20 protein-coding genes are annotated in these 20,780 nt (G+C 32.4%); 13 read left to right on the top strand and 7 right to left on the bottom strand.

Annotation, left to right across the window (positions count from 1 at the left end; all coding sequences use genetic code 11):
- Positions 1–62 precede the first annotated feature (62 nt).
- Positions 63–2,624, top strand: coding sequence for an ATP-dependent Clp protease ATP-binding subunit (locus ACW5R3_RS07330; protein WP_456576356.1), 2,562 nt, complete (start codon positions 63–65; stop codon positions 2,622–2,624).
- A gap of 79 nt (positions 2,625–2,703) precedes the next feature.
- Entirely contained in the window at positions 2,704–3,075 is a 372-nt protein-coding gene (locus ACW5R3_RS07325) for a hypothetical protein (RefSeq protein ID WP_456576355.1), read from the top strand.
- Between the two features lie 15 nt (positions 3,076–3,090).
- Here ACW5R3_RS07325 and hutH read toward each other — a convergent pair whose 3' ends face one another.
- Positions 3,091–4,602, bottom strand: coding sequence for a histidine ammonia-lyase (gene hutH, locus ACW5R3_RS07320; protein WP_456576354.1), 1,512 nt, complete (start codon positions 4,600–4,602; stop codon positions 3,091–3,093).
- A gap of 119 nt (positions 4,603–4,721) precedes the next feature.
- Here hutH and ACW5R3_RS07315 point away from each other — a divergent pair, with 119 nt between their 5' ends.
- Positions 4,722–5,777 carry a TlpA family protein disulfide reductase gene (locus ACW5R3_RS07315; RefSeq protein WP_456576353.1) on the top strand — a complete coding sequence of 352 codons (1,056 nt, stop codon included), beginning with the start codon at positions 4,722–4,724 and terminating at the stop codon, positions 5,775–5,777.
- A gap of 91 nt (positions 5,778–5,868) precedes the next feature.
- Here the strand turns inward: ACW5R3_RS07315 and ACW5R3_RS07310 are convergent, their stop codons facing one another.
- Entirely contained in the window at positions 5,869–7,416 is a 1,548-nt protein-coding gene (locus ACW5R3_RS07310; RefSeq protein WP_456576352.1) for an NAD(P)H-hydrate dehydratase, read from the bottom strand.
- A gap of 120 nt (positions 7,417–7,536) precedes the next feature.
- On the opposite strand from ACW5R3_RS07310, the gene ACW5R3_RS07305 reads away from it, so the two are divergent.
- The 10 genes from ACW5R3_RS07305 to ACW5R3_RS07260 all read left to right on the top strand — a co-directional run bounded on the left by ACW5R3_RS07305 (position 7,537) and on the right by ACW5R3_RS07260 (position 15,964).
- Positions 7,537–8,052 (top strand): GNAT family N-acetyltransferase, encoded by a 516-nt coding sequence (locus tag ACW5R3_RS07305; protein WP_456576351.1) that lies wholly within the window; start codon positions 7,537–7,539, stop codon positions 8,050–8,052.
- Between the two features lie 91 nt (positions 8,053–8,143).
- A complete protein-coding gene (locus ACW5R3_RS07300) occupies positions 8,144–8,707 on the top strand; it encodes a TetR/AcrR family transcriptional regulator (protein WP_456576350.1) in 564 nt (187 codons plus the stop codon).
- A gap of 56 nt (positions 8,708–8,763) precedes the next feature.
- Positions 8,764–9,312 carry a carboxymuconolactone decarboxylase family protein gene (locus ACW5R3_RS07295; protein WP_456576349.1) on the top strand — a complete coding sequence of 183 codons (549 nt, stop codon included), beginning with the start codon at positions 8,764–8,766 and terminating at the stop codon, positions 9,310–9,312.
- A gap of 90 nt (positions 9,313–9,402) precedes the next feature.
- Complete coding sequence (locus tag ACW5R3_RS07290) at positions 9,403–10,047, top strand: DsbA family oxidoreductase (RefSeq protein WP_456576348.1); 645 nt, start codon at positions 9,403–9,405, stop codon at positions 10,045–10,047.
- Positions 10,048–10,229: 182 nt separating this feature from the next.
- Positions 10,230–11,312 (top strand): glycine cleavage system aminomethyltransferase GcvT, encoded by a 1,083-nt coding sequence (gene gcvT / locus ACW5R3_RS07285; RefSeq protein WP_456576347.1) that lies wholly within the window; start codon positions 10,230–10,232, stop codon positions 11,310–11,312.
- Between the two features lie 3 nt (positions 11,313–11,315).
- On the top strand, positions 11,316–12,230 hold the full coding sequence (locus ACW5R3_RS07280) for a glutaminase (RefSeq protein WP_456576346.1): 915 nt from the start codon (positions 11,316–11,318) through the stop codon (positions 12,228–12,230).
- A 20-nt stretch (positions 12,231–12,250) separates the two neighbouring features.
- Positions 12,251–13,081, top strand: a complete 831-nt coding sequence (locus tag ACW5R3_RS07275) for a sugar nucleotide-binding protein (protein ID WP_456576345.1) — start codon at positions 12,251–12,253, stop codon at positions 13,079–13,081.
- A gap of 51 nt (positions 13,082–13,132) precedes the next feature.
- Entirely contained in the window at positions 13,133–13,429 is a 297-nt protein-coding gene (locus ACW5R3_RS07270; RefSeq protein ID WP_456576344.1) for a 4a-hydroxytetrahydrobiopterin dehydratase, read from the top strand.
- Between the two features lie 124 nt (positions 13,430–13,553).
- Positions 13,554–14,276: a YebC/PmpR family DNA-binding transcriptional regulator gene (locus ACW5R3_RS07265; RefSeq protein WP_456576343.1), complete on the top strand. Its 723-nt coding sequence runs from the start codon at positions 13,554–13,556 to the stop codon at positions 14,274–14,276.
- 206 nt (positions 14,277–14,482) lie between these two features.
- On the top strand, positions 14,483–15,964 hold the full coding sequence (locus ACW5R3_RS07260) for a carboxypeptidase-like regulatory domain-containing protein (protein ID WP_456576342.1): 1,482 nt from the start codon (positions 14,483–14,485) through the stop codon (positions 15,962–15,964).
- A gap of 29 nt (positions 15,965–15,993) precedes the next feature.
- Here the strand turns inward: ACW5R3_RS07260 and ACW5R3_RS07255 are convergent, their stop codons facing one another.
- The 5 genes from ACW5R3_RS07255 to ACW5R3_RS07235 form a co-directional block, all read right to left on the bottom strand.
- Positions 15,994–16,542, bottom strand: a complete 549-nt coding sequence (locus ACW5R3_RS07255) for a 1-acyl-sn-glycerol-3-phosphate acyltransferase (RefSeq protein WP_456576341.1) — start codon at positions 16,540–16,542, stop codon at positions 15,994–15,996.
- A gap of 1 nt (position 16,543) precedes the next feature.
- Complete coding sequence (locus ACW5R3_RS07250) at positions 16,544–17,626, bottom strand: iron-containing alcohol dehydrogenase family protein (protein ID WP_456576340.1); 1,083 nt, start codon at positions 17,624–17,626, stop codon at positions 16,544–16,546.
- Between the two features lie 124 nt (positions 17,627–17,750).
- Entirely contained in the window at positions 17,751–18,455 is a 705-nt protein-coding gene (locus tag ACW5R3_RS07245) for an HAD family hydrolase (RefSeq protein WP_456576339.1), read from the bottom strand.
- Positions 18,446–19,162 (bottom strand): 3-deoxy-manno-octulosonate cytidylyltransferase, encoded by a 717-nt coding sequence (gene kdsB, locus ACW5R3_RS07240; protein WP_456576338.1) that lies wholly within the window; start codon positions 19,160–19,162, stop codon positions 18,446–18,448. The genes ACW5R3_RS07245 and kdsB overlap by 10 nt, the downstream gene beginning before the upstream one ends.
- 189 nt (positions 19,163–19,351) lie before the next feature.
- Complete coding sequence (locus tag ACW5R3_RS07235) at positions 19,352–20,779, bottom strand: ATP-dependent DNA helicase (protein WP_456576337.1); 1,428 nt, start codon at positions 20,777–20,779, stop codon at positions 19,352–19,354.
- Position 20,780 lies beyond the last annotated feature (1 nt).

Here is a 20,780-nt window from a genome sequence, read left to right as displayed (position 1 = left end):
AGGTATGATTTTTGTCCTTGATAATATGATTTAGTACATTTAATGCAGAAAGGAAATTATTTATGGATGACAATTTTTCACCAAGAGTTAAAGACGTAATTGCGTTTAGCAAAGAGGAAGCTTTAAGATTAGGACACGATTTTATAGGAACGGAACATTTAATGCTTGGTTTACTTCGCGATGGAAGCGGTAAAGCTATCAATATATTAAGTGCTCTAGAAATAGATTTAAATCATCTGAGGCGTAAAGTTGAAATTTTAAGCCCTGCAAACCCTAACGTAGCTGTTGCTTTAAACAATAAGAAAAACCTTCACCTTACAAGACAAGCTGAACGGGCCCTAAAAACAACTTTTTTAGAAGCAAAACTTTTTAAAAATAGCACCATAAATACGGCTCATTTACTTCTATGTATTTTAAGAAATGAAAACGACCCTACAACCAAGCTTCTAAACAAGCTTAAAGTAGATTATGATAATGTAAAAGAACAATTTAAGTTTATGATAACAAACGACGAAAATTATCCTGATATGACGGAATCTCCAAAATCGGAGTCTTTTCCTGGTGATGACTCAACACAAGATGATGACACCACAAAAGACAACCTTTTTAATACCCCTTCAGGTAAAGCAAATAAAAAATCTAAAACACCTGTTTTAGATAATTTTGGTCGTGACTTAACAGCCATGGCCGAAGAAGGTAAACTTGATCCTGTTGTTGGACGAGAGAAAGAAATTGAACGCGTCTCTCAAATATTAAGTAGACGTAAAAAGAATAATCCGCTCTTAATTGGGGAACCTGGTGTTGGTAAATCGGCTATCGCAGAAGGTTTAGCCAACCGAATTGTTAGCCGTAAAGTATCGCGTATCCTTTTTAATAAACGTGTTGTAACGCTTGATTTAGCCAGTTTAGTTGCCGGTACTAAATACCGTGGACAGTTTGAGGAGCGTATGAAAGCCGTAATGAACGAACTTGAAAAAAATGATGATATCATTCTTTTTATTGATGAAATTCATACCATTGTTGGTGCTGGTGGGGCTACAGGAAGTTTAGATGCTTCTAATATGTTTAAACCCGCTCTAGCTAGAGGTGAAATACAATGTATTGGTGCCACAACGCTTGATGAATATCGTCAGTATATTGAAAAAGATGGTGCACTTGAACGTCGTTTTCAGAAAGTAATAGTTGAGCCAACAACTGTTGATGAGACTATAGAAATTCTGAACAACATTAAAGAAAAATACGAATCACATCATAACGTTGATTATACACCTGAAGCTATTGAAGCCTGTGTAAAATTAACTAATAGGTATATGACAGATCGTTTTTTACCAGACAAAGCAATTGATGCTTTAGATGAAGCTGGATCTCGTGTCCACATTACAAACATTAATGTTCCAGATCAAATAATAAAACTTGAAGAGCAATTACAAGCCGTTAAAGAAACCAAGTCTAGCGTTGTTAAAAAACAAAAATACGAAGAAGCTGCCAAATTACGAGATGATGAAAAGCGTCTTGAAAAAGAATTAGCAGTTGCCCAAGAAAAATGGGAAGAAGACACGAAGTTACACCGAGAGATTGTTTCTGAAGAAAGTGTTGCCGATGTGGTTTCAATGATGACTGGAATTCCTGTAAATAGAATTGCTCAAACTGAAAGTAATAAATTAGCCATTTTACCAGATTTAATTAAAGGTAAAGTTATTGGACAAGATGCTGCAGTAGCTAAGGTTGTTAAAGCCATTCAACGTAATCGCGCAGGTCTTAAGGACCCAAACAAACCTATTGGTTCCTTTATATTTTTAGGTCAAACTGGTGTAGGGAAAACACAATTAGCTAAAGTATTATCTAAAGAATTATTTGATAGCGAAGACTCCTTAATCCGTATTGACATGAGTGAATACATGGAGAAATTTGCCATTTCTAGATTAGTTGGTGCGCCTCCTGGATACGTTGGCTATGAAGAAGGTGGGCAATTAACCGAAAAAATTAGACGTAAACCTTACGCTGTAGTTTTATTAGATGAAATTGAAAAAGCACATCCTGATGTATTCAATATGTTATTACAAGTCTTAGACGATGGGTATTTAACAGACAGTTTAGGTCGTAAAATTGACTTTAGAAATACTATCGTTATCATGACATCTAATATTGGATCTCGTAAATTAAAAGATTTTGGCACAGGTGTTGGCTTTGGAACTGCTTCTCAAAAATCACAAGAAGATGCAAATGCAAGAAGTGTAATTGAAAACGCACTTAAAAAAGCCTTTGCCCCTGAGTTTTTGAATAGAATTGATGATGTTATAGTATTTAACGCGCTTGAAAAAGAAGATATTACTAAAATTATCGATATTGAACTTGAAAAGCTTATTGTTCGTATAAAAGACATTGGCTATACGCTAGAGTTAAGTCAAGATGCTAAAAACTATATTGCAGATAAAGGTTTTGATAAACAATATGGCGCTAGACCATTAAAACGAGCTATTCAGAAGTATGTAGAAGATGCTTTAGCCGAAGAAATTATTAATTCAAAAATATCAGAAGGTGATAAAATATCAATGGATTTAGATGCCAAAATTAATGAATTAAAAATTACTGTTGAATCTGTTGAAAAAACAACAGAATCCTAATATTATTTTTTTTTATTTTAAAAACTCCGCTTATTTTGGCGGAGTTTTTTTGTAAAAAAAAATCCCCTATTTTAACAACATGTCACCAGTAATAAATAAATACAACTTTGGAAGCCTTGCCTTTTATGAAAATTATGTCATAGCGGTAATGAATGAAGGCGTAACGGTAACTATTGCCCTTAATCAAAAACTATATGAATTGGCTAGAAACTTTTTTGGCAACAAGCCCTTTGTATATATAACATATCGAAAAAACTCTTATTCAGTAGATCCAAGAGTTTATTTTGAAACGCCAAAATTAAAAACTCTTGTAGGCTTTGCTGTAGTATTAACAGATTTAAGTAAAATTGATAATACCGATTTTGAGCGTAATTTTTCTAGCTTACCATTTAAAAGATTCAACTCTATAAAAGAAGCTAAAACATGGGCTAATAAAATTTGTCCTAAATAAATTCACCTTAAATAATTAAGCATAAATTTCTTGAACATCAACACCTAAGCTATCTAGAAATTTAACAGCATTATTTATATCTACATATAACTCTCTATCATTCTCTACAAAACCTACATCCTCTCGAAAACTTAGTAAAACAGATTCTATAAAAGCTGAAGATTTTAATGGCTTTCTAAAATAAAGTGCTTGCGAGGCATTAAATAATTCAATAGCCAATATACGTTCTACATTATGAATTAAAGTATAAGCTTGTGTAGCAGCATTAGCTCCCATACTTACATGATCTTCTTGTCCATTACTAGAAACAATACTATCAATACTAGCAGGGCTTGCTAGCTGTTTATTAGCACTTACAATACTCGCGGCTGTGTATTGCGGTATCATAAAACCCGAGTTTAAACCTGGGTTATCAACTAAAAATGTAGGCAAACCGCGTAAACCAGATACAAGTTGAAACACACGTCTTTCTGATATATTACCTAATTCTGCCATACCAATTTTCAAATAATCTAATGCTAAGGCTAAAGGCTGTCCATGAAAGTTTCCTCCTGAAATAATTTTATCCTCTTTACTAAAAATATTAGGATTGTCGGTAACCGAGTTTATTTCTGTAATAAATGTTTTTCGTACAAAATCTAACGTGTCCTTGGTAGCGCCATGAACTTGAGGCATACATCTAAAAGAATATGGATCTTGAACATGTTGTTTATGTTGAGAAATTAATTCACTAGCTTCTAAAAACTCACGAATACGTTCAGCTGTTTTTAACTGACCGTTATGCGGACGAACTAAATGTACCAACTCATTAAATGGTTCAATTCTACCATCAAAAGCTTCTAAAGATATACTTCCTACTAAATCGGCTACATATGATAATTTATAAGCTTTCATTAGTAAATGCACACCATACGCAGACATAAATTGTGTTCCATTTAATAACGCTAATCCTTCTTTAGACTGTAAAGTAATTGGTTCCCAATCAAATTTTTTTAAAACAGAAGCTGCAGTATGTACCTCGCCTTCAAAATAAACATTACCTTTTCCAATTAGTGGTAAAGCCAAATGCGCTAGAGGTGCTAAATCACCCGAGGCTCCTAACGATCCCTGGGTATATACCACAGGTAAAATATCATTGTTATAAAAATCAATTAAGCGTTTAGCTGTATCTAACTGTACCCCACTATGCCCATAGCTTAAAGATTGTACTTTAAGCAATAACATTAGTTTTACAATGGCTTTAGGTACTAATTCACCGGTACCACACGCATGAGACATCACAAGGTTTTCTTGTAATTTTGTTAAGTTTTCTTTGGAAATCTTAACATTATATAAAGATCCAAACCCTGTGTTTATTCCATAAATAGGATCATCTTGATTTTTTAATTTTTCATTTAAATAATCGCGACAATTTTCAATTTTCTCAATAGATGTTTCAGATAATTCTAACAATTTATTTTCTTCAAAAATTGCTGAAATAATTTCTAAATCAATTGTATTCTGTGAAATATAGTGGGTTGTTCTCATGTTTAAATTTAAGATCCCAAAATTCTACATTCATTAGTTATTATGCAAACAAATAATGATATTTCATTAACTATTAAGTATAATATCCTATTTTTGGATAAACAAAACTAATTCTTAACATGAAAAAAACTTTAATAATTCTTTCTGCGCTATCTATTTTAGGATGTAAAGAGGAAACTCCTATTAAAGATTATGCTACATTATCTGGTAAAATAACCAATAAAAACAGCGATTCTTTGGTGGTTAGAACACGTGATTATTCCAAAACAATTGCGGTAAATGAAGATGGATCTTTTAACGATACTTTAAAAGTTAAAACGGGCGTTTATAATTTATATGATGGATCTGAATCGACATCTGTATTCTTGAAAAATGGTTTTGATTTAAACATGACTATTGATACCAAAAAATTTGATGAAACGGTAAAATACACAGGAACAGGTTCTGAACACAGTAATTTTTTAGCTGAAAAATCATTAAAAGAAGAACAGCTTATCAATTTTGAAGATTTACAGAAAATTACTGATACGGTTACTTTAAACGTTAAGTTTGATGCTATTAAGGTGCAATTACAAGAGTTTTACAACAGTGCTAAAACAGTTGATACAAGTTTGGTAAATAAAGCAAACAAGTCTTTAGACCCAATGATTAAATCTTACAAATCTTATATTAAAGAGTCTATAGACTTAAAAAACGAATTTCCTAAAGGCTCAGTTTCTCCAACCTTTGACAACTATATAAACTATGATGGCTCTAAAACATCTTTAGCAGATTTATCTGGAAAATATGTATATGTTGATGTATGGGCTACTTGGTGTGGACCTTGTAAGGTGGAAATTCCATTTTTAAAACAACTTGAAGAAGACTACCGTGAAAAAAACATTCATTTTGTAAGTCTATCAATAGATGATGGTAGTGGATACCCTGGTGACACTCCAGACATTAAAGCTGAATTGGCTAAGAAAGGTTGGCAAGAAATGATTGCTAAACAAGAATTAAGTGGTATTCAAATATTAGCACCGAATGGTTGGAAAAGTGATTTTATAAGAGCTTATAGAATAAATGGTATTCCACGCTTTATCTTAATTGATCCTGAAGGTAAAGTGGTATCACCAGATGCTCCAAGACCTTCAAGTGATGAGTTAATTACCCTATTTAACGAATTAGGAATTTAATTTTCTAATTTATTTGTACAAAAAAAGCAGCCTTTAATATTTAGAGGCTGCTTTTTTTGATTATAGAATAATTGTTTTTTCGAAGTTGTTACTACTGCTTCGCTTCTTCTTTATTTTCTGATGGCTCAGGTTGCGCAAACAAATCTAAATATGCTGCTGCTAATGTATCAATAACATCCGTAGCAATTAATGCTTCATAACCTAGATTTTCAACTGCAATATCAGCTGCTTTACCATGTAAATAAACACCAAAAATTGATGCAGGCAAAGGCTCATAACCTTGCGCAATTAATCCTGAAATAACGCCCGTTAACACGTCACCGGTTCCTCCTGTAGCTAATCCTGGATTTCCTGTAGCGTTAATATAAATTTTATCATCAAAAACAGTTAAACTATGGGCCCCTTTTATAACAATTATTAATTGATGTTTTTTAGAAAATGCTTTTACGCGCTCTAACTTATCAAAATCATCACTCCAACTCCCTATTAAACGCTCTAACTCTTTAGGATGTGGCGTTAAAATAGTATTCTTAGGTAAGTGTTTTAATAAATCTGTATTCTTTGCAAGAATATTTATTCCATCTGCATCCACTACTAACGGTGTTTTATTTGTGCTTAGGAAGTTTTTTAGAGCCTCAGTAGTCTTTTCATTTGTGCCCAAACCAACACCCAAACCTATAACAGTTGGTGAAAAATTTAAATTAATATCCGTTATCATATCTTCATGACTGTCAGATACCACCATGACTTCAGGTAAACTTGCTTGGAAAGGTACATAACCACATTTTGGAATATAACCTGTAACCAAACCGGCCCCAACTTTTAGAGCAGATTTACTAGCTAAAATAGCCGCTCCTATTTTACAATAACTACCACCAACAATAAGCGCATGTCCATAGTTTCCTTTATGTGAAAATTTTTCTCTTGGTTTATAAATAGGAAGTACTTCTTGCTTTCCTATCAAATTCACTTCAGTTGGGGTTTTAATTAAATAGTCACGATCAATACCTATATCTAAAACTTCCCATTGTTGGGTATATTTAGCTGTATCTGGCAAAAAGAAAGCTAATTTAGGTGATTGAAAACTTAAAGTGTGATTCGCCCAAACAACATCATCATCATTGTTTGGAACCGCGTTTGTTTTTAACCCAGAAGGTAAATCTATAGCTAAAGTAAAAGCTTTTGATGCTTTAAAATGTTGAAATAATTTAACCACCCAATCATCTGCAGGACGATTTAATCCTATTCCAAAAACAGCATCTATAATAATATCATCAACTCCAATTTTAGGAAAAGTATCATCCTCGCCAATTAATGTTGGCCATTTTTTAGTGGTTTGCTTTATTAAATCGTAATTAATTAAAAAATCTTTGGTACGCTTATCACTAAAATTCACCACATAAGTATGCACATTATAACCGTGATTTATAAGGTGTCGTGCTACCACTAACCCATCGCCCCCATTATTTCCTATACCACAAAATACATGCACAGGAACCTGAGCACCTTTCATGCGTACATGCAACCAATTAAAAATCTGAACACCTGCACGCTCCATAAGCTCTGTAGATGTAATGTTTTGTTTTTCGGCTGTCAGTTTATCGCCTTCGTAAATTTGATTATCAGAAAATATTTTCATCGGAATATTTATAAGTCTTTAATTTGTGAAAAAAAGGGTTAGTAATTCAAAAATACTGATAAATTTATGGATCGGAAAATATTACCGTTACAAGCTCTTTCTAATTCATAAAAAATAATCATGCTACAAATTATTAAAGCCAATAGAAGTCACGCAGCCTTGCTTGCTAATATTGGTGAAACCACATTCTTGGAGTCTCATGGATCTAGTGCTCCGAAGCAAGATATATTAGATTATATTTCTAATAAATTAACCTCTAGTACTTTTGAAACCGAATTAGAAGATAGTGATAACAGCTTTCATATAGCTTATTATAACGGAAATCCTGTTGGGTATTCTAAAATTATATTTTCTAGTGCACTACCCCATTTACCTTTTAAAAATATTACTAAGCTTGAACGTATTTATATTTTAGAGGCTTTTCATAATTTAAAAATTGGACGTGACTTGTTTCATTTTAATCGCAATTTAGCCATGAAAAATAATCAAGTCGGCATGTGGCTTTATGTGTGGACAGAAAATAAGAAAGCTATATCTTTTTATAAAAAAGCAGGTTTTAAAATAATAGATACTTACCAATTTAAAATTTCCAAAAACCATAGTAACCCAAACCACCAGATGCTTTTAGAGTTTTAAAACCTAAAATATCATCTACTTATTATTAAATAATGATAAAAACAACTTCTTATCTAACCAATTGTTTAGTTTTGTATTATAGGATAAAATTATGGCAAGGAAAAAAGAATATAATGAGGCTGATGTTATAGAAAAAGCAATGAATTTGTTTTGGAAAAACGGTTATGAAACTACTTCCATGCAGATGCTTGAAAAAGAAATGGGAATTAATAAATTTTCCATTTATAGTAGTTTTGGGAATAAAAATGGTGTGTTTATAGAAAGCTTAAAGTGCTATAAACAAAAATTAAACGTCCTTTTAAATAAGCTTCAAAACGCTAGTAACGGACTGCAAGACATTGAAACCTATTTTTATGACTTTATTGAGTTTACCAAGGAAACAGAGTTTGGAAAAGGCTGTTTAATTGGGAATACAGCAAATGAAATTGGTAACGATGCCGATGAAGAAATTAAAATAATTTTAGAAAATTACACAAAAAATGTAAGGAATATCTTTTTTAATACACTAAAGCAATATAAAACGAATAGTGACATAGAAATTGAGGCACAGGCCGATTATTTAATTATAGCTATGTTCGGTTTATCATCGGCCACCAAACTATTCAAACAATCAGAATTACAACATTATATAACACACATTTTTAAAAATATTTAATATTTACCCCATAACTAAACGCTTGTTTAGTTATTTTAAACTTTAAAATCAAAATTATGAGCACATTAAAAATTCATACAATAGAAACAGCTCCAGAAGCTAGTAAACCATTATTAGAAAACTCTCAAAAAGCATATGGCATGATACCAGGATTACATGGTGTATTAGCTGGAGCTCCAGGTTTATTGGACGCCTACCAAAAATTACACGAACTGTTTGTTAATTCGTCATTTAATAATGATGAACTTACTGTTGTATGGCAAAGTATAAATGTTGAGCACGGATGTCACTATTGTGTACCGGCGCATACAGGAATAGCTAAAAGCATGCAAGTTGATGACGCAATCACAGAAGCCTTACGTAACGAAACACCTTTAGCGTCAGAGAAATTAGAAACATTAAGAAACACCACGCTATCTATTGTTAGAAACCGTGGAAATATTTCAGACTCAGAACTTCAAACTTTTTACGATGCAGGTTATACTGAAAGACACGTACTAGAAATTATTCTTGGTTTGTCTCAAAAAACCATAAGCAACTACGTTAATCACATTGCAGAGACGCCAGTTGATGATGCATTTAAGAAATTTGAATGGAAAAAATAATGTAGTTCCCCTCAAAACTGCATTTAGTTTAATAGCTTTAAACCTTCCGTCCCTAACGGAAGGTTTATTATTTTTATAAAAAAGAGAAACATGACAAAGAAATTAAAAATTGATATCGTATCAGATGTTGTTTGCCCATGGTGTACAATTGGATACAAACGTTTAAATAAAGCAATTAACGAACTAGGTCTAGCTGATCAGGTAGAAATTGAATGGCAACCTTTTGAATTGAATCCTCAAATGCCGTCTGAAGGACAGCTATTAACTGAGCATATTACTGAAAAATATGGTGCTACTTCAGAACAGCAAAAAGCCTCACAACAACAAATGATTGAAGCTGGTAACGCTTTAGATTTTAAATTTGATTATTTTGAAAACATGCGAATGGTGAACACATTTGATGCTCACATACTGCTTGATTATGCAAAAAAATTCAACAAACAAACCGAACTTAAAATGCGCTTAACAACAGCTTTCTTTAGCGAACGTAAAGACGTTTCTAAGAAAGATGTTTTAAAAGAAGCACTGCTTGATGTTGGTTTAAATGCTACAGAAGCTTTAGCACTTTTAGAACAAGATGATGTGCGTTATGATATTAAAAAACAGGAAGCGTTTTGGCAAAATGCTGGAGTTAGCTCTGTACCAACCATTGTATTTAACAGAAAAAGCGCTGTAACAGGTGCACAGCCTGTAAGTGTTTTTAAAGAGGTTATTTCAGAACTACTTGAAGCTTAAAACAAAATAAAAGTTGCTGTTTTGCACATGAGTATCTGATTTTATTAGACTTAAAAAAATTGTTATTAACAATAATTTAAGCCTATAATCCGTAAAATACACATATAAAAACAGATAAATTTCAATACATTTGCGAAACAATCGAAGTCTAATTTAAAGATTCCGTATCTCGGAAATGATATATGAAAAATACAGCTTTAACATCTACACATGAAGCATTAGGAGCTAAAATGGTTCCATTTGCAGGTTTTAACATGCCCGTTCAATATGAAGGTATAAATATAGAACACGAAACAGTTCGTAAGGCTGTAGGTGTCTTTGACGTATCACATATGGGAGAATTCCTAATAGAAGGACCCAATGCTTTAGCGTTAATTCAGAAAACTACTACTAACGATGCTAGCAAATTAACTATTGGTAAAGCTCAATACAGTTGTATACCTAATGATAATGGAGGTATTGTAGATGATTTAATTATTTACAGAATTAAAGAAGAAACCTACCTATTAGTTGTAAACGCAAGTAATATTGAAAAAGACTGGAATTGGTTCCAATCTAAAAATGATGTAGGTGCAGACATGCGTGATGTAAGTGACGCATACTCATTATTAGCCATTCAAGGGCCAAAAGCCATTGAAGCTATGCAAAGCATAACAAGCCATAATTTATCAGAAATTAAATTTTACAATTTTGAAGTTGGTGATTTTGGAGGTGTTGATGATGTAATTATTTCTGCTACAGGTTATACTGGTAGTGGTGGTTTTGAAATTTACTGTAAAAATGAAGATGTTCAAAAAGTTTGGGATGCTGTCTTTAAAGCGGGTGCCGACTATGGTATCAAACCAATTGGTTTAGCTGCTCGTGATACCCTACGTTTAGAAATGGGTTACTGTTTATACGGCAACGATATTGATGATACAACCTCTCCTTTTGAAGCTGGATTAGGATGGATTACCAAATTCACAAAAGAATTTACAAATTCAGAAAATTTAGCTATTGAGAAGAAAGGTGAACTAAAACGTAAATTAGTAGCCTTTGAATTAGATGAAAAAGGAATTCCTAGAAGCGGTTATGATATTGTTAACGAAACAGGAAACGTTATAGGAAAAGTAACATCGGGTACTATGTCTCCAATGCTTAAAAAAGGTATTGGATTAGGTTATGTAACACCAGACTTTAGTTCTGTTGATAGTCAAATAAACATACAAATCCGTAAAAAAGCTGTTCCAGCAACTGTTGTAAAGCTACCATTTTATAAAGGTTAATGCATGATTGACTACCAAACGGTTTTAAATACTATTTACGCAAATGTAACACGGGAATCTAACAAAGGTGAAATAGCTAGTTATATTCCCGAGTTATCACGCGTAAACCCAAACCGGTTTGGCATGAACTTAAAACTAATAACTGGCGAAGAATTTTCCGTTGGCGATGCGCATTATGGATTTTCAATTCAAAGTATTTCTAAAGTTTTAAGTTTGGCTTTAGCAATGAGTCAAACAAATGCCAGTATCTGGAAACGCGTTGATGTTGAACCATCGGGGAACCCGTTTAATCATTTATCCCTTTTGGAGTTAGAAGCTGGTATTCCTAGAAATCCATTTATAAATTCGGGAGCCATTGTTATTGCCGATATCCTTGTGTCGGAGTTAAAAAATCCAAAAGCCGATTTTTTAAAATATGTGCAAGAAATAACTGGCGATTCATCTATATCTTATAACTTAAAAGTAGCACAATCTGAGAAAGAAACTGGCTTCAATAACTATGCTGCTGCAAACCTTCTAAAGTCTTTTAACAATCTAAACAATTCTGTTGAATCTGTTTTAGACTTCTATTTTCATCAATGCTCATTAGAAATGAGTTGTGCGCAATTAGCTAAAGCTTTCTTTTTATTTGCTAATAAAGGGCATTGTTTAGCAAATATTGCACGCTTAACAAAAAGCCAGGCCAAACGTATTAATGCTTTGATGCTAACCTGTGGTTTTTACGATGAAGCTGGAGAATTCGCTTTCGAAGTTGGTTTACCTGGTAAAAGTGGTGTTGGTGGTGGTATTGTTGCATCGTTACCAAATGCCTTTAGTATTTCGGTATGGTCTCCAGGATTAAATGAACGTGGAAACTCGCAACTAGGAATGCAAGCACTTGAGCAGTTTACAACACTCACTAATCAATCTATTTTTTAATTAATACGCCCTAAATAGCCATGTCGGCAACAACAAATAAACATAGAATCCTTATTTTAGGAGCTAGTGGTTTTTTAGGAAATGCACTTTATAAAGAGCTCTGTGCATACTTTAAAACCTATGGCACATACCGTACTGAAAAGCGCGAATTTGAAAAAAATCACCATTTTTTTCAATACGATGTTGAAACAGATGATGTGTTCGAAATATTAGAAATAGTACGACCAAGTATTATTATATCGGCATTAAGAGGTTCATTTAACGCTCAAATTATAGCTCATGCTCACATTACACAATACATGTCTGAGCACACATGTAAATTATTATTTTTATCATCAGCCAATGTTTTTGATGCCTATAGTAAATTTCCAAGCTATGAAGTTGATAAAACCTTAAGTCATAGTATTTATGGGCATTTCAAAATTAAAATTGAAAATATGTTATTGCGTTTACCGAAGCGTCAAATAGCCATATTGAGATTGCCAATGGTTTTTGGAAGCAAATCACCTCGGGTTACAGAAATTAAAAATCATATTAAAGAAAAAGAAGCTATTGAAGTTTTCCCTAATTTAATAATGAATATTGCTACCGACGCCAAAGTTACACAACAAGTTCATTATATTATAAACAGAAATAAATATGGGGTTTTCCATATTGGAAGTCAAGATTTGGTTCACCATGACGAGTTTATCAACGATACCCTAAAAACATTAGGCTATAAAAATGCTCTACTTAAAAGTGTTTATACTACAAACAATGATAGGTATTTAGCCGTTTTACCAAAGTACAATTTGCTACCCAAGCATTTACAATTTAGCAGCAAAGATTTCATGGAAGAAATAGCTATATAATTTTTATAACGATCATAAATTAATTATATTTTTAATTATAAAACAAACAATATGAGTAAATTATCAGCAGAAGAAATTGAAAAAAAACTATTACGATTCCCAGATTGGGAATACTTTGAAAATGCCATTCATGCCGAGTTCGAGTTCGATAATTTTAAGGATTGCTTTAGCGCTATGAGCCGTATAGCTTTTGAGTGTGAAGCTTTAAATCATCACCCTGAATGGACTAATGTTTATAATGTTTTAAACATCTCAATAGCTACACATGATGTAAATGGCGTTACTAATAAAGACTTTAAACTGGCAGAAGCAATAGACGCTATTGTTGTTCCTGAAGATGAGGACTAATTATAGCCTTTTTAAGAAACAAATCCACTTATTTTTGCTTACTAAGCATTAGCAGTTGGAAGATTTTTTTAAATTTGTAACACTTTTAATAAAATACTTTTAATTCTTAATTTTCAATAAAACTATGGGAAGAGCTTTTGAGTTCCGTAAAGCACGAAAAATGAAACGTTGGTCTGCCATGAGTAAAGCGTTTACACGTATTGGTAAAGACATTGTAATGGCCGTTAAAGAAGGTGGTCCTGATCCGGATACCAACTCTAGGTTACGTGCAGTTATTCAAAATGCCAAATCGGTTAATATGCCGAAAGATAACGTAGAGCGTGCCATAAAAAAAGCTTCCGATAAAGATCAAGGAGATTATAAAGAGGTGATTTTTGAAGGTTATGCACCACATGGAATTGCTGTTTTAGTAGAAACTGCTACAGATAACAATACCAGAACAGTTGCTAACGTAAGAAGTTATTTTAACAAATGCGACGGAAGTCTTGGGACTTCAGGTTCGGTGGTATTTATGTTTGATCACACTTGTAATTTTCGCATAAATAATGACGGTTTAGATCCAGAAGAGTTAGAGTTAGAATTTATTGATTTTGGAGCTGAAGAAGTTTTTGCTGATGATGATGGAATTTTAATATATGCACCTTTTGAAAATTTTGGAGCTATTCAAGCTGAATTAGAACGTCGAGAAATAGAAATTTTATCTTCTGGTTTTGAACGCATACCTCAAGTTACAAAGGAACTTAATGCTGAACAAGTAGCAGATGTTGAAAAACTTCTAGAAAAACTAGAAGAAGACGACGATGTGCAAAATGTATATCACACGATGCAAGAAAGTGCTAGTGAATAATAGCAATTCTCTATATTAAACGAGATATTAAAAAATCCGATTACTAAGTTATTAAACTAGTAATCGGATTTTTTTTAAAATTAATTTCGCCACTGTTACCAAAATTAAAACATGATTCATTTATCTAATAAAGTGCAAAATTATTTTATTTAGAGTGTTACTTGTTACAAATAGTTATTAAATTCGTCTTAAAATAAACTAGGACCATGACTAAAAATAATTTTACATTACCCTTACTATTAGTATGTTATTGTTTAATTTCTTTTACAAGTTATGGACAGACAATTACAGGAAAACTTATTGATGAAAAGCAAAACCCTATCCCCTACGCTACTATACAAATAGGCGAAGACTATGGCGTTATATCTAACGATGAAGGTAATTTTACAATTCGCATATCTAATTTTCAATCGTCGGATTCTGTCCATATTTCATGTATGGGATACGAAAAAAAAGGCCTATTAGTACAAGAGTTTGAGTCTAAAACATACACGTTACAAACACAACTTAATGAACTTTCGGAAGTTTATGTAACAGACAGAAAGCTAGGTATCGATTCCATATTATATTATATAAATGCCAATGCGTCTAAAAATTATAAATTAAATAATACCTCTTTAAAAGTTTTTGGCAGACGTACCGAATTTGTAAAAGGTGACAATGCCGATTTTGAAATAGAAAAATCATCAAATTTCAAGAAAAAACAATTAGAAGCTTTTAACAAGGATTTTGATGACTTAGAACACTCATTATTAAACAATAACTCCAAACAATATACCGATATGGTTTCTACCTTGTATATTAAGGATTTAAAGAACGCCAAATTACAAGTTGAAAAAGCTATCAGACTTTTAGATGAACGTAACGACCAATCCATTGAAAAAATGGCTGATAAAGGTAATGATATTGTTTTAAAACACTTAGACACGACAAAAGTCTATACCGTAAAATCGGGATGGTTTACAGTATCGGATTCTGTATCATTAAATAACAGACAAGATAAAGTTTCAGATACAATAAATGCTATAAAATTTGTGCGTGATGCAGCATTTAGCATGGTAAAACAAGTAAACCCTATTGCGGAAGAACCCGAGTTAGATTTTATATGGGATACTAACAAATATGATTACGAACTAAAAGAATTAACTTTTTTAAACAACGAAATAGTATACACCATAGATTTTAAACCCAGACGTGGATCTGCAAATTACCAAGGAACCATGTATGTTTCTAATCAAAATTTTGCGGTTTTACGTGCTGACTATGCTTTTTATCCAGGTCGTGAAGGCCAGAAATTTAATTTACGCTTAATTTTAGGCATTAAATATGTTGAGAAAAATAAGCGAGGTTCCGTTGTGTATAAAAAAGATAATGATGGATATTATTACCCGTATTACATTAGAAATGAAGTAGACAGATATTTTTACATTAATAGACCTATAAAGTTTATTGAAAACGAAAGTAGAGATAAAGTAGCCTTTAATTTTAAAATTGAAGGAACTTTTAAAGAGCGGACAGAAATATTAACGCTTGATGTAAACGCTATTGATTCTGAAAATTTTGATACTATAGAAGAATCTAAAGAATTAGATTATGAGAACATTACCAAATATGATGCTACAATTTGGCAAGATTATAATGTTTTAGAGCCGCTTCAAGAAATGAAAGATTTTAAAGTTTCCGAATAATAATTCTTGGAATACCATACCTATTGAATTTAAGAATAAGCAGGTACTTTTCCTTCCACACCTTCAAAAAATGTTTTCATAAACTTAAAATCGGCTTCTAAATCGTCTGTTGGATAAAATGGTTCCGAAATTTTATTCTGTTTGTTTTTAAAATCGAGTGTAAACATAATAATAGGCACATTGGCTGCTTTTGCTATATAATAGAAACCTGTACGCCATTCTGTAACTTTTTTTCGAGTGCCTTCGGGAGCTAAAGCCAATCTAAATTCCTCACGTTCATTAAACAATTGAGCAATTGCCTCTACTTTATTTTGTTTATTTCCTCTATCTATTGGTGCGCCTCCAATGGCTTTCAAATACCAACCAATTGGCCCAATAAAGAGTTCTTTTTTAGCAATGTAATTGGATTTCACATGAGTAACTTGTCGTAATAAAACACCTATATAAAAGTCATGCCAACTTGTATGTGGGACAGCTATTAACACCGCTTTTTTAACGGTATCTTGAGAAAAGTTAATATTACCTGTTACTTTCCAACCTAGTAACTTAAAGTATATAAATTTTGCTAGTCGACGCATATTACATTTTTGAGTAAAGCGCCTTTAATTTTTGGCGTGTTATTACCTTTTTCCAGTTTTTTCCTAAGGCATTTTCCCAAAGTGGTTCCAAGCTTAAAGCAACGTCAATCATAATGTCAAATTCCTTATCACTCAAATTAGCACAAATACCTTGAGGTATGGCAATATTATGCTTCTCACGCATTTTCTTATACATTGCAACACCTTCAGGATAATATTCTTCTAGATGTTCAAATACAATACAGTTACCTACACCGTGTTTTACACCAAGTAAATATCCTAAACCGTAGCTCATAGCATGTGCTACACCAACCTGAGAATAAGCTATGCTCATCCCACCATGCCAAGAGGCCATCATTAATTTATCGGCAGATTCATTTTCACTTAAATGATCTTCAAGAAAAATCTCTTTACATAGTGCTAATGCTTTTTCACCATAACTTTCACTAAAAGCATTTAAATACGTACCATTTAAAGATTCAATACAATGTACAAAACAATCCATACCAGTATAAAACCATTGGTCTTTAGGTACAGTATTAGTTAATTCAGGATCTAAAATAACTTGATCAAACGGTGTAAAGTCGCTATTTATACCCAATTTGCGAATAGGACCCGTTAAAATAGTTGTTCGAGATACTTCGGCTCCTGTACCAGAAATAGTTGGAATACCGACATGGTAAATAGCTGGATTTTTAATTAAATCCCAACCTTGGTAATCTTTAGATTCACCTTCATTTGTAAGCATTAAAGCAACTGCTTTAGCCATATCCATAACAGTACCGCCACCAATACCTATAATTCCTGAAGGGCGTTGTTTACACGTTAATATAATTTCTTCTACTAAAGCATCAACTTGTTCTGTTTTTGGTTCTTCTTCCGCTGAAATAAAAATTATTTTATCTTCATAAGCCAATGGAATACGACCAGATAGTAAGCCGTTTTTTTCAAATACATCATCAACTAAGAAAATAAAAGGAGCAATAGTACTCACTCTTTTAGGACTTAATATATCGCCTAGTTGATTAAAACTTCCTCGACCAAAAACAACTCGAGACACCATTGGGTAATTTTTGTAACTCATGTAATATTGTTCTGAAATAGAAAAAACAATGTTTTTTGAAAATTCTATTTAATTAATCTTTCCTTATTTTTTAATACAGATTTCAAATTATAAATATCGTTATTATTTATGAGACCTGTTGATACTACGGTAATAATTCTAAAACTGATTTAAGGTTTTTTACCGTTATATATGATTTACCTTCAGTTTCATGATCAGCTACTTGTTCATGTACCCAGGTAGTATGAAATGGCACGTGAATAGCTTGCGCTTTTAAGTTTACTAAAGGTAAAATATCGGACCTTAATGAATTTCCAATCATTAAAAACTCTGACGGTTTAATATCTAAATGATTTAATAACCTTGAATAATTAGCTTCTTTTTTATCACTTAACACCTCAATATGATGAAAGTAATCTAAAAGTCCTGACATTTCTAATTTACGTTCTTGGTCTAATAAATCGCCTTTAGTTGCAACTATTAACGTGTATTTTGAAGCTAATGATTTTAAAACATCTTCAACACCGTCTAATAAAGCTATTGGCTTTTCTAGCATATCTTTACCTATATCTAAAATAGCTTTCACTGTTTTAGATGGTAGATTATTATTGGATATATCGAGTGCTGTTTCTACCATAGATAAAGTAAACCCTTTTATTCCGTAACCGTAAAGCGGGAGATTCCTCATATGCGCTTTAAAGAGTTCTTGATCTATTTTATTTAAAGTTTCGTAAGGCGCTAATAACTTACCAAAAGCAACTTCGGCTTCACGAAAATAGGTTTCATTAACCCACAATGTATCATCGGCATCAAAACCTATAACTTTTATGTTACTATAATCTACTTCCACAGTTTATTAGCCAACTTTAAATCTTCGGGTGTATCTATTTCTACGCCTTGAACATCGGTTTCTACCATTTTAATCTTTTTACCATATTCTAAGTAACGAATACACTCAATTTTCTCAGAGGCTTCTAAAGGTAACATTGGTAAACGATAAAAATCTAACAATGCTTCTCTTCTAAAAGCATAGACTCCTTTGTGCTTATAATATTTAACAGGAACTTCCTTGTCTCTTGGATATGGAATAGGACTTCTTGAAAAGTATAAAGCTAAATTATTCTGATCGACTATAACTTTTACAGTATTTGGATTAGTAATTTCCTCCCAATCTTGAATATGTACCATTAATGAGGCCAAATCAACCTGTTTATCTGTATCTTCTTTAAAAACGTTTATTAGTTTTTTTAAAGATGCTATTTCAGTAAACGGTTCATCGCCTTGTACATTTACAACAATATCAACATCGTCCATAAACTCAATGGCTTCTGCAATACGATCACTACCACACTCATGCGTTTTTTTACTCATTATGGCCTTACCGCCGTTATTTACAATTTCATCATAAATAACTGAGCTATCAGTTACTACAAATACATCATCAAACAACTGTGTATTAACAGTGGCTTCATACGTGCGCAAAATAACCGATTTACCGGCTAGATCTTGCATTAATTTGGCTGGAAAACGCGATGCTTTGTATCGCGCTGGAATCATGGAAATAATTTTCATCTGTGATTATTATGGTATTCGTTATTTAACGCTTTCTCTAATAATAAACACCTATCAGGAATGCTTTAAACAACTTCAAAAATAAGATAATAAAATCTGATTACCTTGTTAGAAGCTTTAAAATTTAATAATTATTCTAAACACTTTACAAGTGTCTTATTTTATTTTAATAATTTATACTTCTTTAAAAAAATCATCTTTAAAACCTATCAAGTACAGTTTATCTTTAGCACGTGTCATGGCAGTATATAACCAACGTAAGTAATCTATATTAATTCCATCGGGCAAGTAAGGTTGCTCAACAAAAACAGTGCTCCACTGCCCTCCTTGCGATTTATGACAGGTAATAGCATATGAAAACTTAACTTGTAAAGCATTAAAAAACTTATTGTTCTTAACGCCTAAAAACTTTTTATAATTACTCGACTCGTTCTCATAATCTTTCATAACCTCCTGGTATAAACGGTTAGATTCTTCATAAGGCAATGAAGGCGTTTCTGCGGTAATAGTATCTAACATTAATACTGTTTCAAAAGGTGTCATCCTAGGGTAGTCTACCATTCTGATTTTTACTTCAGCAAAACGAAAACCATAAAGATCTTTAATACTAAAAATTTCTAGTATTTCAATAATATCGCCATTAGCTATAAAACCGGCATCGGAATTTGGTTTCACCCAATAATAATTGTTTTTAACAACCATTAAAAAATCGCCCGTAGAGATCTCATTTTCATTAAATAAAATACGATTTCTTATTTGGGCATTATATAAATTAGCACGCTTATTACTTCTAACAATAATAGCCGTTTCTTCGTTACCTAAGTTGCTATAAGCATCATTAATAGCATCCATTATTTCATGACCATCAATAAGCCTCTCAATGTCTTTAAAACCAGATAAGTCAAATTTAAAATCCTCTAAAAACGGATCATCAAGCATTTCCCTTAAATTAGTAGCATTCACTAATATTCCAGAATCTTGTTCCTGCCTCATAACCTCGTCTAGTTCCATTTTACTAACCGACTTGTTGTAATTAAGTTCTAGAGTTGTTGGATTTAAGGCTGGACTTAAATCAAGCTTAACTGGAGGTAATTGGGCTGTATCACCAATCAATAATAATTTACACTTATGACCAGAATATACATAACTTATTAAATCATCTAATAAGGAAGAGGCATCTGAAAATTTTGACCCTTCTGGAGTGTCAGGAATCATGGAAGCCTCATCCACTATAAAAATGGTGTTTTTATGCTTATTAGGTTGCATAACAAATTTAACACCGCCCCCTTTTTCTTTCTTAGGGAAATATATTTTTTTGTGAATTGTAAATGCTTCTTTATTTGAATAATTGGAGATAACTTTAGCTGCTCGCCCCGTTGGAGCCAATAGTACAGCGCTTTTTTTAGCTTTCCATAAGTTTGAAACTATAGCTCCAATAATAGTTGTTTTACCCGTACCAGCGTACCCCTTTAATAAATAGAGGTCATTTTTTCTTTCCGAAAAAATAAATTCTGATAATTGCTGCAAAACAATATCCTGTTTTAGCGTAGGATTAAACGGAAACTGTTGTTTTACAAGCGAATAAAATTCATTAGAATTCATT

The sequence above is a fragment of the Algorimicrobium bowmanii genome, from assembly GCF_054031195.1.
The sequence above is the reverse complement of the archived record's forward strand: the minus strand, read 5'-3'. Positions and strand labels throughout refer to the sequence as shown.

Bases quoted from the DNA above. Each gene is read 5' to 3' on its own strand.
- ACW5R3_RS07270 (WP_456576344.1), top strand. From the start codon at position 13,133: ATGAGTAAATTATCAGCAGAAGAAATTGAAAAAAAACTATTACGATTC.
- ACW5R3_RS07300 (WP_456576350.1), top strand. From the start codon at position 8,144: ATGGCAAGGAAAAAAGAATATAATGAGGCTGATGTTATAGAAAAAGCA.
- kdsB (WP_456576338.1), bottom strand. From the start codon at position 19,162: ATGATTCCAGCGCGATACAAAGCATCGCGTTTTCCAGCCAAATTAATG.
- ACW5R3_RS07295 (WP_456576349.1), top strand. From the start codon at position 8,764: ATGAGCACATTAAAAATTCATACAATAGAAACAGCTCCAGAAGCTAGT.
- ACW5R3_RS07250 (WP_456576340.1), bottom strand. From the start codon at position 17,626: ATGAGTTACAAAAATTACCCAATGGTGTCTCGAGTTGTTTTTGGTCGA.
- ACW5R3_RS07280 (WP_456576346.1), top strand. From the start codon at position 11,316: ATGATTGACTACCAAACGGTTTTAAATACTATTTACGCAAATGTAACA.
- ACW5R3_RS07265 (WP_456576343.1), top strand. From the start codon at position 13,554: ATGGGAAGAGCTTTTGAGTTCCGTAAAGCACGAAAAATGAAACGTTGG.
- ACW5R3_RS07330 (WP_456576356.1), top strand. From the start codon at position 63: ATGGATGACAATTTTTCACCAAGAGTTAAAGACGTAATTGCGTTTAGC.
- ACW5R3_RS07310 (WP_456576352.1), bottom strand. From the start codon at position 7,416: ATGAAAATATTTTCTGATAATCAAATTTACGAAGGCGATAAACTGACA.
- ACW5R3_RS07275 (WP_456576345.1), top strand. From the start codon at position 12,251: ATGTCGGCAACAACAAATAAACATAGAATCCTTATTTTAGGAGCTAGT.
- hutH (WP_456576354.1), bottom strand. From the start codon at position 4,602: ATGAGAACAACCCACTATATTTCACAGAATACAATTGATTTAGAAATT.
- ACW5R3_RS07255 (WP_456576341.1), bottom strand. From the start codon at position 16,542: ATGCGTCGACTAGCAAAATTTATATACTTTAAGTTACTAGGTTGGAAA.
- ACW5R3_RS07325 (WP_456576355.1), top strand. From the start codon at position 2,704: ATGTCACCAGTAATAAATAAATACAACTTTGGAAGCCTTGCCTTTTAT.
- ACW5R3_RS07305 (WP_456576351.1), top strand. From the start codon at position 7,537: ATGCTACAAATTATTAAAGCCAATAGAAGTCACGCAGCCTTGCTTGCT.
- ACW5R3_RS07235 (WP_456576337.1), bottom strand. From the start codon at position 20,779: ATGAATTCTAATGAATTTTATTCGCTTGTAAAACAACAGTTTCCGTTT.
- gcvT (WP_456576347.1), top strand. From the start codon at position 10,230: ATGAAAAATACAGCTTTAACATCTACACATGAAGCATTAGGAGCTAAA.
- ACW5R3_RS07315 (WP_456576353.1), top strand. From the start codon at position 4,722: ATGAAAAAAACTTTAATAATTCTTTCTGCGCTATCTATTTTAGGATGT.
- ACW5R3_RS07290 (WP_456576348.1), top strand. From the start codon at position 9,403: ATGACAAAGAAATTAAAAATTGATATCGTATCAGATGTTGTTTGCCCA.
- ACW5R3_RS07260 (WP_456576342.1), top strand. From the start codon at position 14,483: ATGACTAAAAATAATTTTACATTACCCTTACTATTAGTATGTTATTGT.